This is a genomic window from Croceicoccus pelagius (assembly GCF_001661915.1).
Taxonomy (GTDB): domain Bacteria; phylum Pseudomonadota; class Alphaproteobacteria; order Sphingomonadales; family Sphingomonadaceae; genus Croceicoccus; species Croceicoccus pelagius.
Genome location: NZ_LYWY01000019.1, coordinates 116,444 through 134,603 on the forward strand (window position 1 = coordinate 116,444; position 18,160 = coordinate 134,603).

Sequence of the window (18,160 nt, forward strand, 5' to 3'; positions counted from 1 at the left end):
TTAAACTCCTAGTCGAAATCCTGCACGGTCACTTGCGGGTTTTTGCCCGACCAGCGCCGCGCCGCTCGGCGAACGGCGAGCCGGACCGCTTCGTGAATCGCATCGCGGTCCTTCGTACGCCCGCCCTTCAGCCTCTTGACCGCCTTGGACAAGTCGTCCTGCGCCTCTGCGATGAAATCCGCCTCATCCTCGTCCAACGGCAGGCCGATGGGCAGGATGATCGGGTCCGCTTTCGACGCTACCGGAGGGAGGGTCACCACGATGTGACCGTTCTGCGAAAGCCGGCGCCTCTCGACGATCGTCTCCCCATCGGCAGGCACGATAATGTCACCGTCAAGGACAAGGCGACCCGTACGGGTTTCACCGATCTTGCCTGGCTTGCCCGGGGCGAGACGGACGATATCGCCGTTCTTCTGAAACACGCGCGACGGAATGCCAGCCTCTGCGCCGACCTTCACCTGCTCACGCATGTGCCTAATTTCGCCATGAACCGGCACGAGCACTTCGGGCCGCAGCCACGAATAGAGTGCTTCGAGTTCGGGCCGGCCGGGATGCCCGGAGACGTGGATCAGCTCCTGCCGGTCGGTCACGATCTTGATCTCCCGGTCGGCGAGCTGGTTCATGATACGCCCGATCTGAAGCTCGTTGCCCGGAATCTGACGGCTCGAGAACAGCACAACGTCGCCCTTGTCGAGTTCAAGAGGATGCGATTCCGAGGCAATACGGGCGAGCGCTGCGCGAGGCTCGCCCTGGCCGCCGGTGGCGATGATCAGGATATCGCCGCGTGGCAGGCGCATGGCGGTGTCGAAATCGACCGTCTCGGGAAAGTTCTGCAGATAGCCATTGTCCTTGGCCACCGTAATAATCCGGTCAAGCGAACGACCTGCGACACAAAGCTGGCGGCCCGTTTCCTTGGCGACCTGCCCAAGAGTCTGCAGACGCGCGACGTTCGATGCGAACGTGGTTACGAGAACCCGTTTGCCGTGATGGCGAGCGATTTCGGCATCGAGCGCCAGCCTGACAGCCCCTTCCGAACCTGACGGTTCGGGATTGAAGACGTTGGTGGAGTCGCAGACGAGAGCAAGTATTCCCCCGTCGCCGATTTCGGTCAGTTCCTCGGGGGTGCTCGGCTCGCCGATCTGCGGATCGTCGTCCAGCTTCCAGTCGCCCGTGTGGAAGACGCGCCCGTAAGGCGTGTCGATCAGCACCGCGTTGCCCTCTGCGATCGAGTGGGCGAGCGGGACGTACCGGACTTTGAAGGGCCCTTCACCGCCGGGCGCGAACTCGTCGAGATGATCGATGATGTGGAGTTCGACCGTCTCGGTCAGGTCCGCCTCTTCCAGCTTGCGCAGGACCAATTCGGCCGTGAACGGCGTCGCGTAAAGCGGCACGCCGAGGTCGGCGGCGAAGTATGGAATCGCGCCGATGTGGTCTTCGTGAGCATGGGTGAGCACGATGCCGAGCAGGTCGTCACAACGCTCCTCGATGAATTCGAGATCGGCGAAGACAAGGTCAACGCCCGGATAGCCGGGATCGGCAAAGCTCATGCCAAGGTCGACCATCAGCCATTTCCCGTCCGCCCCGTAAAGGTTGACGTTCATGCCGATCTCGCCCGACCCGCCGAGCGCGAGGAAAAGCAGTTCTTTTTCTGGAGTCATCGCCCGCGTGTAGAGGCTCTTTCGGCGAGAATAGCCAGTCCCTTTAATGTGAGGTCGACATCAATCTCGTCGAAAGCATCGGTATGCCTGTCAAACAGGAGCGCGAGGCCGCCCGTCGCGATGACCTTTGCCGGGCGCCCAATCTCTGCCTTGAGACGAGACACGAGGCCTTCGATCATGGCGATGTAACCCCAGAAAACACCGATATGCATCTGCGCCTCGGTGTTGCGACCGATCAGCGTCTGGGTGCCCGTCGGTGCCTCGATCGCTATACGGGGCAGCTTGGCGGCAGCATTCACCAGCGCGTCGAGCGAAAGGTTGATGCCGGGTGCGATGATGCCGCCCTTGTAGGCACCGTTGAAATCGACCACGTCGAAAGTCGTCGCCGTGCCGAAATCGATGACGATCAGGTCCTCGGGATGTCCATCGTGCGCTGCGATCGTGTTTACTGCACGGTCCGCACCCAGCGAGGCCGGTTCATCGACGTCGATTGCGATGCCCCAATCGGCCCCGGTCTCACCTGCGAAAATCGGCGGCTTGCCGAAGTACTTTTCGCCCAGCACCTGAAGATTGTGCCGCGCGCGCGGAACGACGGTCGAGACAATGACGTTGTCGACAACTTCAAAGGTCAACCCTTCGAGCGTAAAGAGCTGCATCAGCCAAACGGCATATTCGTCAGCGGTACGGCGTGCATCGGTCGCGATCCGCCAGCGCGTACGCACCTCGCGGCCTTCCATCAGCGCGAAGACGATATTGGTATTTCCGACGTCGCACGCCAGCAGCATCTCAGGCTCCCTCTTCGCCGATGAGCGAAACTTCGCCCGCGTGGATGACACGCACAGTGCCATTGGCCAAGCGCATCATCAGAGCGCCGTCCTGGTCTATTCCGGCGAAAGTGCCGTCCTCGATCGTATCGGTCACACCGACATAGCGCAACGGCGCGCCGATGTGCGGGCCGCGGATCGTCCAGCGCGATATCGTCTCGCCAAGGCCGGATTTGCGCCAGCTCGAAAGCTCCGCAGCCATACGGCGTGTAAGCTCTTCGGCAAAATCGTCGCGGTCGACGGACAAACCGTGAGACGCGATTGCCGCCGCCACGCGATCAGCCAAATCGGGCGCATACGCGAGGTTCACCCCGATCCCGATCACGACTGCATCACCCGCGCGTTCCAAAAGGATTCCCGCCAGCTTCGCCCCGTCGAGCAGAACGTCGTTCGGCCACTTGAGCAGGAGCCCCTGCGCCCGGCCGAGAAATTTCGATATCGCCTCGTAAACTGCGACACCGGCTACGAGGGCCAGCGTTTGCGGAGCCGGATCGGAACTTCGCAAATACACCAGCGTCGAGCCCATGAAATTGCCCGCGCCGTCGGACCATTCGCGGCCAAGTCTGCCCCTGCCCTCGCTTTGCCGATCGGCGACCAGCCATGTACCTTCTTCCGCCGCTTCACCCGAGGCGAGGCGGCGGAGAAGTTCCGCATTGGTCGAGCCGATCTGCCCGACCGTTTCGATGCGATGGCCGCTGGTCATGCGGCGCCCCCCTTAGCCTGCGAAGTAGAGGGCGGCCGATGCCTTGTCGGCAAGGTCGCCCAGCCAAGGCGTGAGGAGGTACCCGAGCGGCGAGATGAACAGGCTGGCGATCAGCAGGACGACCTTGTGCGCTAGTGCATCGACACCGCTTTCACCGTCTCGCGCGACCACGTTCGCCGGTTCGTCGAAAAACACGATCTTCACGACCTTAAGGTAGTAGAAAGCGCCAATCACCGAGGCTGCGATACCGATGGCCGCCAGCGCGACGAGGTCGGCGTTCACCGCGGCCTGGAAGACCACGAACTTGCCCCAGAAGCCGAACAGCGGCGGAATACCGGCAAGGCTGAACATGACCGCAGCAAGCGCCCATGCCAGCGCCGGACGTGTGCGCGAAAGACCTGCCATATCGGCAATCGCCTCAACCGGGCGGCCTTCGGCATCGCGCAGCAAGAGCACGACGACAAACCCAGCAACGCTCATCGCGACGTAGATCGCGAGGTAGACGAGCATGGCAGATGCACCTTCCTGCGTCGCGGCTGCAAGGCCGATCAGCAGGAAGCCGACGTTGTTGATAGACGAATAGGCGAGCAGGCGTTTAATGTTCGACTGACCGATCGCACCCAGCGCACCGACCACAATCGAGGCCAGCGAGACGAAGATCACGATCTGCTGCCACGCATCGACTTGCGTACCGAAAGCACCCAGCGCAACGCGCATGGTGAGCGCGAGGGCGGCGACCTTCGGCGCGGTGGCGAAGAAGGTCGTTACCGGCGTCGGCGCACCTTCGTAAACGTCGGGCGTCCACATGTGGAACGGCACGGCGCTTATCTTGAAGGCCAGACCCGCGAGCACGAAGATCAGGCCGACGAGAGCGCCGGTTGCCAGCGTCCCGTCCATCGCCAGCGCGACGGCAGCAAAGTTGGTCGAGCCGGTGAAACCGTAAGTCAGGCTCATGCCGAACAGGATGATGCCCGATGCCAGCGCGCCCAGCACGAAGTACTTGAGACCCGCTTCGGCCGAACGCTCGTCATCCCGCAGGAACGAGGCCAGTACGTAGGCGGCAAGGCTGTTCAGTTCGAGACCGATGTAGAGCGACAGGAAGTCGGTCGCCGAAACCATCATGTTCATGCCGAGGACAGCGAACAGGACGAGGATCGGGTATTCGGCCCGCATCGCACCAACGCGATCGAAAAAGCGCGGCGCGACGATGAGCGAGGCGATGCCCGAGGCGTAGATAAGCAGCTTGGCAAAGGCCGAGAAGGCGTCAGCCGTGTACTGGCCCGAGAACGCTACGCGCTCCGGTCCCATCAGACCGCCGCACAGCGCGGGCGCGGCGATGAAGGCGCAGGCGACCAGCGCGGCAACCGCGACGATCGAGATCAGGCGCGATGACTTGTCGCCCATCCACGCTGCCGCGAGCAGCAGGACGAGGCCGACGACGGTCAGCAGTTCCTCCGCGGCGATCAGCGCCAGCGACTGGGAGAAATCGGTCATTGGTGCGACCCTCCTTCCGCAGCGGCTTCTTCGCCGTGATGTTCCGCAGCAGCCTCCGGATTGGGTTCGGACAAGTGCGCGTCACCGGCCGGTGCCGCAGCCTCGAGCCGCTGGTCCAGCCATTCGATGTCGGCGCGCATCGGTGCGAGGAAGCTTTCTGGATAGACACCCATCCACAGCACTGCGGCTGCGAGCGGAAGCATCATAGCCCATTCGCGCTTGTCGAGATCGGGCATGGCGGCGGCATCGGCGTTCTTCTGTTCGCCAAAGGCCACGCGGCGGTAGAGGTAGAGCATGTAGGCAGCGCCAAGGATGATGCCGGTCGTGCCGATCAGCGCGACCCAGCTGGAAATCTGGTAGACGCCCGCAAGCGACAGGAATTCGCCGACAAAGCCGCTGGTGCCCGGAAGGCCGATCGAGGCCATGGTGAACAGCAGGAAGAACAGCGAATACTTCGGCATGTTGATCGCAAGGCCGCCGTAACGGTCGATTTCGCGGGTGTGCAGGCGGTCATAAATGACGCCGACGGCAAGGAACAGCGCACCCGAAACGAGCCCGTGGCTCAACATCACGATCATCGAGCCTTCGAGGCCCTGCACGTTGAAGCTGAACAGCGCCATGCACACGATCGCCATGTGGGCGACCGACGAATAAGCGATCAGCTTCTTCATGTCGTGCTGAACCAACGCGACGAGCGAGGTGTATACCACCGCAATCATCGACATGGTAAACACGACCCATGCAAGGTTCGCCGAAGCCTCGGGGAACATCGGCAGGCTGAACCGGATGAAACCGTAGCCGCCCATCTTCAGCAGAACGCCAGCAAGGATGACCGAACCTGCGGTCGGGGCCTGGACGTGCGCGTCGGGCAGCCACGTGTGAACCGGCCACATCGGCATCTTTACGGCGAAGCTGGCGAAGAAAGCGAGCCACAGCCAGTTCTGGGCCCCTGCGGGGAAGTCGGTCGCCATCAGAGTTGGAATGTCGGTCGTGCCCGCTTCGCGAACCATCCAGAACATCGCGATCAGCATCAGGACCGAACCGATCAGCGTGTAGAGGAAGAACTTGTACGATGCGTAGATGCGATTGTCGCCGCCCCAGATCCCGATGATCAGGTACATCGGGATCAGGCCCGCTTCAAAGAAGATGTAGAACAGGAACAGGTCCTGCGCTGCGAAAACGCCGATCATCAGCGTTTCCATCATCAGGAAGGCGGCCATGTATTCGCCGACCCGCTTGGTCACCGAATTCCAGCTGGCGCCGATGCAGATCGGCATGAGGAAAACCGACAGCATGATCAGCATCAGCGCGATGCCGTCGATGCCCAGCGCGTAGGAGAAGCCGGCAAAAAGCTCTGCCCGTTCAACGAACTGCCACTGCGCGCCGCCAATGTCGTAGCTGGCCCATAGGACCACGCCCAGTGCCAGATCGACCAGTGTCGCGACGAGCGCGACCATGCGCGCCGTCTGGGCCGGAACGAAGAAACAGATGGCAGCACCGACCAGCGGTACCAGCAGCATCAGCGAGAGGATCGGAAAGCCGTCCATGTCTTTAAACCTGCCCCGCCCTTATCGAACCATGATCCAGCTGATCGCGGCGAGCAGCCCGAGCAGCATGACCAGCGCGTAGCTGTAGAGATAACCGGTCTGCACTTTCTGCGCGTAGCGAGACCCCTGTGCGACGACCCATGCGGCACCATCCGGGCCGAACCGGTCGATCGTGCCGACATCGCCCCATTTCCAGAACTTGCGGCCAAGCCAGAAGGCCGGCTTCACGAAGATCACGTTGTAGAGCTCGTCGAAGTACCACTTGTTCTTGAGGAACGTGTAGATCCCGCCGAACATGCCCACGAAACGGGCCGGAGCGTCCGGATCGCGGATGTAGTTATTCCAAGCGATCAGCAGGCCGATCAGCATGACGGCACCTGGCGCGATCTTCACCCATGTGGGCACGTTGTGCATCGCGTGGATCAGATGCTCGTTATAGAAGATCGAGCCGTTCCAGAATTCCGCGCTGTCGAGGAACGAGTGACTCCAGATCGCGCCCGCGAAAACTGCGCCGAGAGAAAGGATCACCAGCGGGGTCAGCATGACCCACGGGCTTTCGTGCGGATGATAGCCGCCGGTCGTATCGGCGCCCGCCTCTTCCGGCGTCTTGTGGACGGTGTGCTGGATATGCTCGCTCTCGATCCAGCGCGGCTTGCCCCAGAAGGTGAGGAACATCAGGCGCCACGAATAGAAACTGGTCAGCAACGCGGCGACAATGCCCATCACGAAGGCGAACTGGCCCATCTCGCTGCCGCTGGCAAAGGCACTCTCAAGGATTGCGTCCTTCGAGTAGAAGCCTGCGAAACCGATATGCAGGAACCAGATGCCGACGCCGGTGATCGCCAGCGTACCCGCCATCATAGCCCAGAACGTGATCGGGATCTGCTTACGCAAGCCGCCATAGTAACGCATGTCCTGTTCGTGGTGCATCGCGTGGATGACCGAGCCTGCGCCCAGGAACAGCAGTGCCTTGAAGAAGGCGTGCGTGAACAGGTGGAACATCGCCGCGCCATATGCGCCGACGCCTGCTGCAAAGAACATATAGCCCAGCTGCGAACAGGTCGAATAGGCAATTACGCGTTTGATGTCAGTCTGCGTCGTGCCGATCGTGGCGGCAAAGAAGCAGGTCGCTGCACCGATGAAGGTGACGAATGTCAGCGCAGTCTGGCTGGTCTCGAACAGAGGCGAGAGGCGGCAGACCATGAACACGCCAGCGGTGACCATGGTTGCCGCATGGATGAGCGCGGAAACAGGCGTCGGGCCTTCCATTGCGTCAGGCAACCAGGTGTGGAGGCCAAGCTGGGCCGACTTACCCATCGCGCCGATGAACAGCAGCAGACACAGCACCGTCATTGTATCGACGCGCATGCCGAGGAATCCGATCGTGCTGCCCGCCATTTCGGGCGCGCGGTCGAGGATTTCGGGGATCGAAGTCGTGCCAAACACGAGGAACACGCCGAAGATGCCCATCATGAAGCCGAGATCGCCCACGCGGTTGACAACGAAGGCCTTGATCGCGGCGGCGCTGGCGCTGGGCTTCTTGAACCAGAAACCGATCAGGAGGTACGAGGCAAGGCCCACGCCTTCCCAACCGAAGAACATCTGGACGAGATTGTCGGCCGTCACGAGCATCAGCATCGCGAAAGTAAACAGCGACAGGTAGGCGAAGAAGCGCGGTTGGTCCGGATCCTCGTCCATGTAGCCCCACGAATAGAGGTGGACGAGTGCCGAGACGCTGGTGATGACGACGAGCATGACCGCGGTCAGCGTGTCGACGCGCAGCGACCAGTCGAAGTTCATGCCGCCCGACTGCACCCACTTGAGCACGGGATCGACATAGGCAGTTTCCGAGCCCGTCATGAAGCCGAGGAAGATCGGCCACGACAGTGCGCAGGAAAGGAACAACGCACCGGTCGTCACGATCTTGGCCGGCATATTGCCGATCATTCGATTGCCGAGACCGGCAATGATGGCCGCCAGTAGGGGCGCGAAGACGATGATCTCGATCACTTGGATCAGCCCCTCATGCGATGGATGTCGTCAACCGCGATAGTACCGCGGCCACGGAAGTAGATGACAAGAATGGCAAGCCCGATCGCGGCCTCGCCTGCTGCGACGGTCAGCACGAACATGGCAAAGACCTGCCCGACGAGATCGCCGAGAAAGGCGCTGAAGGCGACGAGGTTGAGGTTCACCGAAAGCAGGATCAGTTCGATCGCCATCAGGATGACGATGACGTTCTTGCGGTTGAGGAAGATCCCCAGCACGCCCAGCACGAACAGGATCGAGCTGACGACGACATAGTGTTCGATACCGATCACAGCGTGATCCCCTTGCCCACTTCGGGCTTCACGTTGACCGTCGCGTCTTCGGCGCGGCGCTTGTTCTGCTTCGAAACGTTCTGACCGCGCGTGTCGGTGCGTTCACGATGCGTGAGCACGATCGCGCCGATCATGGCGACCAGCAGGACCAGGCCAGCGGCCTCGAACAGGAACAGGTATTCGCCGTAGAGCAGCGCACCGATGCTATCGATGTTCGAACGGCCCGCGATGACGCCGGCAGTGCCGTCCGCCTCGCCCAGCTTAAGCGCGCCGGCACGATACGCACCGAAGCCCAGCACGAGTTCGGCCAGCAGGATCACGGCGAGCAGGATGCCTAGCGGGAAGTTCTTCACGAAGCCTGCGCGAAGTTCGGCAAAGTCGATGTCGAGCATCATGACCACGAAAAGGAACAGCACCGCGACCGCGCCGACGTATACGATGACGAGCAGCATCGCGATGAACTCGGCGCCGACGAGAACCATGAGGCCCGCCGCGTTGAAGAACGCGAGGATCAGCCAGAGCACCGAGTGGACCGGGTTCCGGCTCATGATGACCAGCACGGCGCTGGCGATCAGGAGCACTGCGAAGAGATAGAAGGCGATGATATGGATCATGGATAATGTCCCTGCGCGCGGCCCCTAGCGGTAGGGCGCATCGGCTTCAAGGTTTGCGGCGATCGCCCGCTCCCACTTGTCCCCGTTCGCCAGCAGTTTCGCCTTGTCGTAAAGCAGTTCTTCGCGCGTTTCGGTCGCGTATTCGAAGTTTGGCCCTTCGACGATCGCATCGACCGGGCACGCTTCCTGGCAGAAGCCGCAGAAGATGCACTTGGTCATGTCGATATCGTAGCGGGTGGTTCGGCGCGACCCGTCGTCGCGCGGCTCGGCCTCGATCGTGATCGCCTGCGCGGGGCAAACGGCCTCGCACAGCTTGCACGCGATGCAGCGTTCCTCACCGTTAGGATAGCGACGCAGCGCATGTTCGCCGCGGAAACGCGGGGACAGCGGGTTCTTCTCGAACGGGTAGTTGATCGTCACCTTGGGCTTGAAGAAGTACTTCAGCGTGAGGGCGTGCGCCTTCACGAACTCCCACAGGGTGAACGACTTTACGAGATGGGCGACGCTCATGCGTACCTCGTGAACATAAGCCAACCAGAGATCAGCACGACAAACAAAAGCGAGATCGGCAGGAAGATCTTCCAGCCAAGCCGCATCAGCTGGTCGTAACGGTATCGCGGCACCGTCGCCATGACCCAGCTGAACATGAAGAAGAAGAAGAAGGTCTTCAGGAGGAACCAGATGATGCCCGGCACATAATACAGCGGTGCCCAGTCGACCGGCGGCAGCCAGCCACCGAAGAACAGGATCGTGTTAAGCGAGCACATCAGCAGGATGTTAGCGTACTCACCCAGCCAGAAGAGCGCGAAGCTCATCGACGAATATTCGGTCTGGTACCCTGCGACGAGCTCGGATTCCGCCTCGGTAAGGTCGAAGGGAACGCGCTGCGTTTCTGCCAGCGAGGATATGAAGAACATCACCCACATAGGGAACAGCAGGATGTTGAAAACATAGCCGTTCACGATGCCCAGGCCATGGCCCTTCTGCGACATCACGATTTCAGTGAGGTTGAACGACCCTGCGTAGAGGACGACGCAGACCAGGATGAAGCCGATCGAGACTTCGTAGCTGATCATCTGCGCCGATGCGCGCATGGCCGAGAAGAACGGATACTTCGAGTTCGAAGCCCAGCCCGCCATGACGACGCCGTAGACCGAAAGCGAAGAGATCGCGAGGATGTAGAGCAGGCCGACGTTGATGTCCGCCAGCACGACGCCGGCATCGAACGGGATCACCGCCCATGCGCCAAGCGCGACCGTGAAGGTCACGATCGGGGCAAGGATGAAGATGCCCTTGTTTGCGGCCGAGGGAATGATGGTTTCCTGCAGGAAGACCTTCAGACCGTCAGCGAAGGACTGCAAGATACCGAAGGGGCCCACCACGTTGGGACCACGCCGCAGGTTGATCGCGGCCCAGACCTTGCGGTCGACGTAAATGATCATCGCGACCGCCAGCATCAGCGGCAGCGCGATCAGCAGGATCCCGCAGACCGTGGCAATGAACCAGGCCCACTCGTAATTCATGCCGAGCGATTGGAAAAAAGCAGTCATTCCGCGGCCTCCGCAAGGTCCTCGCCGTGGAGCAGTTCTTCCGAGCAGCGCTGCATCGTCGGGCTGGCGCGGCAGATCGCGTTCGTCATGTAGAAGTCGGCGACCGGATAGGCCTCGATAACCCCCGACGCGTCACCGCCCCCTGCCGGAAGTTCACCGCCCAGATCTGCCAGGCCTTCGGTGGCCAGCGCCGGAGTATCGGCGAACATGGCAGCGCGAAGCTGGTCGAAACTGTCGAAACCGACCGTCACGCCAAGTGCATCGGCCAACGCGCGCAGGATCGTCCAGTCCTCGCGGGCATCGCCCGGTGCGAAGACGGCCTTTTCGCTACGCTGCACGCGGCCTTCGATATTGACGTAAGTGCCCGCCTTCTCGGTGTAGGCGGCGGCGGGCAGGATGATGTCCGCCGCGTGCGCGCCCTTGTCACCGTGGTGGCCGATGAAGACCTTGAGCGCGTCGGGGAACTTGGCGAAGTCCACCTCGTCCGCGCCGAGTGCCAGCAGCACCTTCGGCTTTGCCGCGACGAGGTCGGCCATGCCGCCCTTCTGCGCTAGGCCGAGCATCAAACCGCCCATGCGCGAGGCTGAGAAGTGGAGTGAGTTGAACCCGTTCCAGCCGTCCTTAACGACATTCCATTCCTTGGCGAGCGCGAACGCCTTGCCCAGCGCGCCGCGACCCAGCGCCGCACCGCCGAGAATGATCGCCGGACGCTCGGCCTTGGTGAACGCATCGGTCACGTCGCTCGAAAGCGAGTTCAGAACGCCGAGATCGTTGCCGAGGAAAGTCGCCGGATATGTCGTTTCCCATTCGGGACCGACGATAAAGACCTTCGCGCCGCGCTTGGCCGCCTTGCGAAGGCGGACGTTGAGCAGCGGAGCTTCGTGGCGGATCTGGCTGCCGACGATCAGGACCGCGTCCGCATTCTCGATCTCGGCCAGCGTTGTGTTGAAATTCACCGCGGCAAGGTTCGACGTGTCGTAGGTCATGCCGGTCTGGCGACCTTCGATCAGGGTCGAGCCCATCGCGCCGAGCAGCGCCTTGGCCGCGAACATCGTTTCGCAGTCGAGCAGGTCGCCATAGACTGCGGCAATGTCCTTGCCCGGCTTGGCTGCCTTGATCTTCTGGAAAGCCTCGTCCCAGGTCGCGACTTCGAGCTTGCCCTTCTTGCGGATCCAGACCTTGTCGAGACGGCGGCGCGTAAGACCATCGACCGCATAACGCGACTTGTCCGACAACCATTCTTCGTTGACGTCGTCGTTGATGCGGGGGAGCGCGCGAAGCACCTCGCGGCCGCGGCTATCGATGCGGATGTTCGCGCCCATCGCGTCCATCACGTCGATGCCGAGCGTCTTCTTCAGCTCCCACGGACGCGCTTCGTACGCATAGGGCCGCGAAGTCAGAGCGCCGACAGGGCACAAGTCGATCACGTTGGCCGAAAGCTCGTGCTTGGCTGCGTGTTCGAGATAGGTCGTGATCTGCATGTTCTCGCCGCGATAGAGCGCGCCGATCTCGTCCACGCCGGCGATCTCTTCGGAGAAGCGCACGCAGCGGGTGCAGTGGATGCAGCGCGTCATCGTCGTCTTGATGAGCGGACCCATGTACTTTTCGGTGACCGCGCGCTTGTTCTCGTCATAGCGCGTCGCGCCGCGGCCATAGGCCATCGACTGGTCCTGCAGGTCGCATTCGCCGCCCTGGTCGCAGATCGGGCAGTCGAGCGGGTGGTTGATGAGGAGAAACTCCATCACCCCTTCGCGCGCCTTCTTGACCATTTCGCTGTCGGTGCGGATTTCCTGGCCTTCGGTGGCCGGCAGCGCGCACGAAGCCTGCGGCTTGGGCGGCCCCGGCTTCACCTCGACGAGGCACATGCGGCAGTTGCCTGCAATGCTCAAGCGTTCGTGATAGCAGAAACGCGGGATTTCCTTACCCGCAAGTTCGCACGCCTGCAGGACGGTGGCGCCTGCGGGAACCTCGATTTCCTGACCGTCTACCTTAACTGTCGGCATTACTCAGCTGCCTCTGCCATATTGCCAGCGTCCGCGATGCGGCGTTCGAGTTCGGGGCGGAAGTGCTTGATCAGGCCCTGGATCGGCCATGCGGCCGCGTCACCGAGGGCGCAGATCGTGTGGCCTTCGACCTGCTTCGTCACCTGGAACAGCATGTCGATTTCTTCCGGCTGTGCATCGCCGACGCGCAGGCGTTCCATCATGCGCCACATCCAGCCGGTGCCTTCGCGGCACGGCGTGCACTGGCCGCAGCTTTCGTGCTTGTAGAAGTAGCTGATCCGGCTGATCGCCTTCACGATGTCGGTGGATTTATCCATGACAATGACCGCGGCGGTGCCAAGACCCGATCCGACCGCCTTCAGGCCGTCGAAGTCCATCGGGGCATCCATGATTTCGGCCGCAGGAACCAGCGGAACCGACGAACCGCCGGGGATGACAGCCAGCAGGTTGTCCCAACCGCCGCGAATGCCGCCGCAGTGCTTCTCGATGAGATCCTTGAACGGGATGCCCATTTCTTCCTCAACCACGCAGGGTTTTTCGACGTGCCCGCTGATCTGGAAGAGCTTGGTGCCCTTGTTGTTTTCTCGCCCGAAGCTGGAGAACCAGGCTGAACCGCGACGCATGATCGTGGGAGCGACCGCGATCGATTCCACGTTGTTCACCGTCGTGGGGCAGCCATAGAGGCCTGCGCCTGCCGGGAACGGCGGCTTGAGGCGGGGCTGGCCCTTCTTGCCTTCGAGGCTTTCGATCATCGCGGTTTCTTCACCGCAGATGTAGGCGCCCGCGCCGCGGTGGACGAAGACGTCGAAGTCGTAGCCCGATCCGCAGGCGTTCTTGCCGATGAGACCTGCGTCGTAAGCTTCCTGCACGGCGGTGAACAGCGTCTCTGCTTCGCGGATGTATTCGCCGCGGATATAGATATAGGCTGCGCGCGCGCGCATCGCGAAACCGGCAACCAGCGCGCCTTCGATCAGCTTGTGCGGATCGTGGCGGATGATCTCGCGGTCCTTGCACGAACCCGGTTCGGATTCGTCGGCGTTGATGACGAGGAAGCTGGGACGACCGTCCTTGCTCTCTTTGGGCATGAACGACCATTTCATGCCGGTGGGGAAGCCCGCACCGCCGCGACCACGCAGGCCAGAGGCCTTGATCTCGTCTATGATGGCATCCTGCCCCTTGGCAAGAATGTCCTTGGTATTGTCCCAGTCACCGCGCGCACGTGCCGCGTCGAGGTTCCACGGCTGAAAACCGTAGACGTTGGTAAAGATGCGGTCCTTGTCAGCCAGCATCACAGAACTCCGAATACGAAAATTGCAGCCACGATCAGAATCGCGCCCAGCGCCAGCGTCTTTACGATGCCTTTCAGCACCTTCCAGGCGATGAAGACCGCGACCAGCGCCGCGATGATGATCAGCAGCGAGTCCATCAGGAACGGTCCTTCCGCTTGACCAGACCGAACGCGAGAAAGGCAATGCCCACGGCCAGCAGCGTCGCGCCGACGGGGCCGCTGCTACCGGTGAGGTAGAACAGCAGCGACGCGATCACGAAGAGCGTCCCCGCGAGGACGAAGTTGCGGCCAGTGACCTGCATCACCATTCGCCCCGATAGTCGTGGTTTGCATCGACCATGGCGGTGAGCGTTGTGGGCCCGCCAACGGGTTCAACCGTGTGGCGACCCGGCTCCTGCGTCCCGGCCTTGGGCGTTTTGCCTTCCGCCAGCGCGTCGAGGACGGCATCGAGGCGTTCACCCGTCAGATCCTCAAAGTTGTCGTCGTTGATCTGGACCATCGGTGCGCTGGCGCAGTTGCCCATGCACTCGACCTCGGTCAACGTCCACAGGCCATCCTCGGTCGTGTGGCCCTTCTTCATGCCGCGCTTCTTGCATGTCTCCATGACCTCGTCCGAACCGCGCAGCCAGCACGGCGTGGTGCCGCAAACCTGCACGTGATAGCGGCCCACCGGCACGAGATTGTACATGGTATAGAAGGTCGCGACCTCGACCACACGGATGACCGGCATGTCGAGATAGGCGGCAACATATTCCATGACCGGAATCGGCAGCCAGCCTTGTGTATTGGTCTCCTCGCCCACCTGGCGCTGCGCGAAATCGAGCAAGGCCATGACGGCCGACTTCTGGCGGCCATCGGGATATCGGGTAATCGCCGCCTTCGCCTTTTCTTCCCACCCGGGAGAGAAGGCGAAAGCGCCCCAGCGTTCGCGCAGTTCGGCGGTGACGGGTTCGATGTAGCGGTCAGCCATTAGCGGACGAACTCCACGCGGGCGCACTTGTCGCCTTCGAAAGTGTAGATCGCGACGACGTCGAAGGGTTCGACCAGCGGCGAACCGTCGGTCGAGGGGCCCCGCGTGACGTATTCGCGGAAAATGACGTAGTTCCCGATTTCCTGTGCATCGCGGATTTCGGCGCGGTTCTGCGGCCAGCGGGAGAACGCGGCGGCAAGGCCGCTGCGCGTACCTTCCTTGCCTTCGCGGACCACATCGCCGCGATAATTCGCCTCGCAGGCATCGTCGGTCATGAACGAGACGTAGGTGTCCACGTCCTGCGCGTTGTAAGCGTCGATCATGGAGCGCGCGATGGCGGTCCGGTCGATCACGGCAGCATCAGCCACGTTCGCCTCCCCGTCGGTTGGTACGGCGGCGGCGGAACGCTGTCCACTGGCCCTGCCCGAACATCGCAAGTTCGAAACCGGCGATCCCGGCGACCATGTCGGGCAACCAGGCTACCGTGTCGATACCGAGGTAGAGCGTGATCAAATAGAACGCGATGAGTACGAGGCCTGTTGCCGAGGCCAGAACGCTCAACTGCTGGTTCGAAGTCAGGGTCACCGGTCGCACTCCCCGAACACGACGTCGATGGCGCCGAGGATGGCGGTTGCGTCGGGCAGCATGTGGCCCTTGCACATCATGTCCATCGCCTGAAGGTGGCTGAACGCGGTGGGCCGGATCTTGCAGCGGTACGGCTTGTTCGAGCCGTCCGAGACCAGATAGACGCCGAACTCGCCCTTGGGGCTTTCGGTCGCGACATAGACTTCGCCCGCAGGCACGTGGAAACCTTCGGTATAGAGCTTGAAGTGATGGATAAGCGCTTCCATCGAACTCTTCATCTCGCCGCGCTTGGGCGGGCTGACCTTACGGTCGAGGCTCGCGATCGGCCCTTCGGGCATTTCAGCGATGCACTGCTTGATGATCTTGGCGGACTGGTAGACTTCCTGCACGCGAACCATGAAGCGGTCGTAGCAGTCCGAGTTCGTGCCGACCGGAATCTCGAAGTCCATGCGGTCATAGACGTCGTAGGGCTGGCTCTTACGAAGGTCCCAAGGGATACCGGCGGCGCGGATCATCGGGCCGGAAAAGCCCCATGCCAGCGCATCTTCCTTAGAAACATGCGCGATATCGACATTGCGCTGCTTGAAGATGCGGTTGCCGGTCACAAGGCTCATCGCGTCGCCGAAAAGTTCGGGCAGGCGTCCGTCGACCCAGTCGCCGATGTCGGTCAGCAACTTCAACGGCACGTCCTGATGGACGCCGCCGGGACGGAACCACGCGCTGTGCATACGCGCGCCGGATGCGCGCTCGAAAAAGTTCAGGCAGTCTTCGCGCAGTTCGAACATCCACAGGTTCGGCGTCATCGCGCCGACGTCCATGACGTGCGAACCAAGGTTCAGCATGTGGTTACAGATGCGGGTAAGCTCGGCAAACAGCACGCGAAGGTACTGCGCCCGCTCCGGCACCTCAACGTTCAGCATCTTTTCGATCGCCAGGACGTAGCTGTATTCCTGCGCCAACGGCGAGCAATAGTCGAGCCGGTCGAAATAGGGCAGCGCCTGCAGGTACGTCTTGTATTCGATCAGCTTCTCTGTGCCGCGATGCAGCAGGCCGACGTGCGGATCGACGCGTTCGATGATTTCGCCGTCAAGCTCCATCACCATGCGTAGAACGCCGTGCGCCGCGGGGTGCTGCGGGCCGAAGTTGATCGTGTAGTTTGTGATCACTTCATCGCCGGTGGTCGGCGACTGTTCGAGCTGCATCGTCATCCCTGACAGCTCCAGGTTCCGTTGTAGGGCGCACGCTCGCCATCCGGCACTTCGAACGTCAAGGTTGCTGAACCGGTGTCGTCAGCCTTCACGATGGTGGCGGTCATGCCGATCACACCGTCGGCGGCTTCGCGTACGAAGATCGGGCCGGTGGTGATGTACTCGCTGCCGTCCGCCTGCGCGTAGAGCGCAGCCGCAGGCTGGCCGTTGGGACGCACAACGGCGGCACCGGCCTTTTCCTCTTCGGTCGGAGCACCGGCCGAAAGCAGCACGCGGCCACCTTCCTCGGTGAAAGTGCAGAAACCTGCGCCCTTCGTGCTCTCGGCGATTACGACGCCGTCATCGGGCTCGAGCGCGAGAAGTTCGGCGTAGGCATATTCACTGCCGGCACCGGGAAGCGTTTCGTCGAGGCGGGCCTCGTCGGGCGCGAAGCTCGTCTGGACCTTCTCGGTCTCGACCGCGACAGGCTCTTCGGCAGGCTGGCTGCAGGCCGAAACGGCAAGCGCGCAGAGAAGTGCGATACGCAGTTTCATTCGCCTTCTTCCTTCTTCACTTCGGTCGATGCGGGCGTGTCCTGCACCTTGCCCTTGCGGGGCTTGCGTGCGGGCCGGTCTTCGGTGGCCTCAGGCTCTTCCGGTTCCTTGCCGCCCTCTTCTTCGGCAGGGGCACCGGCGCTGACCTTCTCGGCAGCCTTCGCGTCGGTCTTGGCGCCTGCGCCGGTATCGGACGGCTTGTCCGTTGTCTGCGGCTTGTCGACCGGCGGCGGAGCAGCCTGCTCAACCGCCTTTTCGTCGCCGGGAAGCACGTAATCGGCGCCTTCCCACGGGCTCATGAAGTCGAAGCTGCGGAAATCCTGCGCCAGTTCGACCGGTTCATAGACGACGCGCTTTTCCTGTTCGGAATAACGCAGTTCGACATGGCCCGTCAGCGGGAAGTCCTTGCGGAAAGGATGCCCTTCGAACCCGTAGTCGGTAAGAATGCGGCGAAGGTCGTCGTTGCCGGCGAACAGCACGCCGTAAAGGTCGAAAACCTCACGCTCGAGCCAGCCGGCGTTCGGCCAGATCGACGTCACGCTGGGAACCGGCGTCGCCTCATCAGTCGAGACCTTGACGATCAGACGGTGGTTCTTCGTGACCGAAAGCAGGCAGTAGCAGACTTCGAACCGCTCTGCCCGGCCCGGATAGTCGACGCCCGCGATTTCCATCAGCTGCTGGTATTCGTGATCGTCACGAAGGCTAAGCATTGCGTCGGCCAGCTTTTCGCGGACCACGGTGAGCAGAATTTCGCCATGCTCTTCATGCGTCGAGGCGACGGCACCGTCCAGCGCGGCCTTGACCGCGTCGGCAACGCCTTCGTTCGAGGCATACTTCGGTGCGGAATGGAGAACAGCCATGT

20 protein-coding genes are annotated in these 18,160 nt (G+C 62.0%); all 20 read right to left on the bottom strand.

Features of this window, described 5'->3' with window-relative positions; all coding sequences use genetic code 11:
• Positions 1 to 8: 8 nt before the first annotated feature.
• From A9D15_RS04010 to A9D15_RS04095, 20 genes are read right to left on the bottom strand one after another with little or no spacing between them, the layout of a single operon-like run.
• Positions 9 to 1,658, bottom strand: a complete 1,650-nt coding sequence (locus tag A9D15_RS04010; protein ID WP_066762004.1) for a ribonuclease J — start codon at positions 1,656 to 1,658, stop codon at positions 9 to 11.
• The gene (locus A9D15_RS04015; protein WP_066762005.1) at positions 1,655 to 2,443 is read right to left on the bottom strand and encodes a type III pantothenate kinase; all 789 of its coding nucleotides are present in this window, start codon (positions 2,441 to 2,443) and stop codon (positions 1,655 to 1,657) included. The genes A9D15_RS04010 and A9D15_RS04015 overlap by 4 nt, the downstream gene beginning before the upstream one ends.
• 1 nt (position 2,444) lies before the next feature.
• On the bottom strand, positions 2,445 to 3,185 hold the full coding sequence (locus A9D15_RS04020) for a biotin--[acetyl-CoA-carboxylase] ligase (protein WP_066762006.1): 741 nt from the start codon (positions 3,183 to 3,185) through the stop codon (positions 2,445 to 2,447).
• A 12-nt stretch (positions 3,186 to 3,197) separates the two neighbouring features.
• Positions 3,198 to 4,679 (bottom strand): NADH-quinone oxidoreductase subunit NuoN, encoded by a 1,482-nt coding sequence (nuoN, locus tag A9D15_RS04025; RefSeq protein WP_066762008.1) that lies wholly within the window; start codon positions 4,677 to 4,679, stop codon positions 3,198 to 3,200.
• Positions 4,676 to 6,226 (bottom strand): NADH-quinone oxidoreductase subunit M, encoded by a 1,551-nt coding sequence (locus A9D15_RS04030; protein ID WP_066762009.1) that lies wholly within the window; start codon positions 6,224 to 6,226, stop codon positions 4,676 to 4,678. Before A9D15_RS04030 ends, nuoN begins: the two co-directional genes overlap by 4 nt.
• A 21-nt stretch (positions 6,227 to 6,247) precedes the next feature.
• Positions 6,248 to 8,242, bottom strand: a complete 1,995-nt coding sequence (gene nuoL / locus A9D15_RS04035; protein ID WP_066762011.1) for an NADH-quinone oxidoreductase subunit L — start codon at positions 8,240 to 8,242, stop codon at positions 6,248 to 6,250.
• The gene (nuoK, locus tag A9D15_RS04040) at positions 8,242 to 8,547 is read right to left on the bottom strand and encodes an NADH-quinone oxidoreductase subunit NuoK (protein ID WP_066762013.1); all 306 of its coding nucleotides are present in this window, start codon (positions 8,545 to 8,547) and stop codon (positions 8,242 to 8,244) included. The genes nuoL and nuoK overlap by 1 nt, the downstream gene beginning before the upstream one ends.
• Positions 8,544 to 9,161 carry an NADH-quinone oxidoreductase subunit J gene (locus A9D15_RS04045; RefSeq protein ID WP_066762015.1) on the bottom strand — a complete coding sequence of 206 codons (618 nt, stop codon included), beginning with the start codon at positions 9,159 to 9,161 and terminating at the stop codon, positions 8,544 to 8,546. The genes nuoK and A9D15_RS04045 overlap by 4 nt, the downstream gene beginning before the upstream one ends.
• A 24-nt stretch (positions 9,162 to 9,185) precedes the next feature.
• The gene (gene nuoI, locus A9D15_RS04050) at positions 9,186 to 9,671 is read right to left on the bottom strand and encodes an NADH-quinone oxidoreductase subunit NuoI (RefSeq protein WP_066762016.1); all 486 of its coding nucleotides are present in this window, start codon (positions 9,669 to 9,671) and stop codon (positions 9,186 to 9,188) included.
• Positions 9,668 to 10,711 (bottom strand): NADH-quinone oxidoreductase subunit NuoH, encoded by a 1,044-nt coding sequence (gene nuoH / locus A9D15_RS04055; RefSeq protein WP_066762017.1) that lies wholly within the window; start codon positions 10,709 to 10,711, stop codon positions 9,668 to 9,670. Before nuoH ends, nuoI begins: the two co-directional genes overlap by 4 nt.
• On the bottom strand, positions 10,708 to 12,714 hold the full coding sequence (nuoG, locus tag A9D15_RS04060; protein ID WP_066762019.1) for an NADH-quinone oxidoreductase subunit NuoG: 2,007 nt from the start codon (positions 12,712 to 12,714) through the stop codon (positions 10,708 to 10,710). Before nuoG ends, nuoH begins: the two co-directional genes overlap by 4 nt.
• The gene (gene nuoF / locus A9D15_RS04065; protein ID WP_172807460.1) at positions 12,714 to 14,003 is read right to left on the bottom strand and encodes an NADH-quinone oxidoreductase subunit NuoF; all 1,290 of its coding nucleotides are present in this window, start codon (positions 14,001 to 14,003) and stop codon (positions 12,714 to 12,716) included. Before nuoF ends, nuoG begins: the two co-directional genes overlap by 1 nt.
• The gene (locus A9D15_RS16720; RefSeq protein ID WP_172807461.1) at positions 14,003 to 14,140 is read right to left on the bottom strand and encodes a hypothetical protein; all 138 of its coding nucleotides are present in this window, start codon (positions 14,138 to 14,140) and stop codon (positions 14,003 to 14,005) included. Before A9D15_RS16720 ends, nuoF begins: the two co-directional genes overlap by 1 nt.
• The gene (locus tag A9D15_RS16405; RefSeq protein WP_156521638.1) at positions 14,140 to 14,304 is read right to left on the bottom strand and encodes a hypothetical protein; all 165 of its coding nucleotides are present in this window, start codon (positions 14,302 to 14,304) and stop codon (positions 14,140 to 14,142) included. The genes A9D15_RS16720 and A9D15_RS16405 overlap by 1 nt, the downstream gene beginning before the upstream one ends.
• Complete coding sequence (locus A9D15_RS04070; protein WP_066762023.1) at positions 14,304 to 14,972, bottom strand: complex I 24 kDa subunit family protein; 669 nt, start codon at positions 14,970 to 14,972, stop codon at positions 14,304 to 14,306. Before A9D15_RS04070 ends, A9D15_RS16405 begins: the two co-directional genes overlap by 1 nt.
• On the bottom strand, positions 14,972 to 15,295 hold the full coding sequence (locus A9D15_RS04075; protein ID WP_066762179.1) for a nuclear transport factor 2 family protein: 324 nt from the start codon (positions 15,293 to 15,295) through the stop codon (positions 14,972 to 14,974). The genes A9D15_RS04070 and A9D15_RS04075 overlap by 1 nt, the downstream gene beginning before the upstream one ends.
• A 37-nt stretch (positions 15,296 to 15,332) precedes the next feature.
• Positions 15,333 to 15,557, bottom strand: coding sequence for a hypothetical protein (locus A9D15_RS04080; RefSeq protein ID WP_066762025.1), 225 nt, complete (start codon positions 15,555 to 15,557; stop codon positions 15,333 to 15,335).
• Positions 15,554 to 16,765: an NADH-quinone oxidoreductase subunit D gene (locus A9D15_RS04085; protein ID WP_066762027.1), complete on the bottom strand. Its 1,212-nt coding sequence runs from the start codon at positions 16,763 to 16,765 to the stop codon at positions 15,554 to 15,556. Before A9D15_RS04085 ends, A9D15_RS04080 begins: the two co-directional genes overlap by 4 nt.
• Positions 16,762 to 17,298, bottom strand: coding sequence for a hypothetical protein (locus A9D15_RS04090; RefSeq protein WP_066762028.1), 537 nt, complete (start codon positions 17,296 to 17,298; stop codon positions 16,762 to 16,764). Before A9D15_RS04090 ends, A9D15_RS04085 begins: the two co-directional genes overlap by 4 nt.
• The gene (locus A9D15_RS04095; RefSeq protein ID WP_066762029.1) at positions 17,295 to 18,158 is read right to left on the bottom strand and encodes an NADH-quinone oxidoreductase subunit C; all 864 of its coding nucleotides are present in this window, start codon (positions 18,156 to 18,158) and stop codon (positions 17,295 to 17,297) included. Before A9D15_RS04095 ends, A9D15_RS04090 begins: the two co-directional genes overlap by 4 nt.
• Positions 18,159 to 18,160 lie beyond the last annotated feature (2 nt).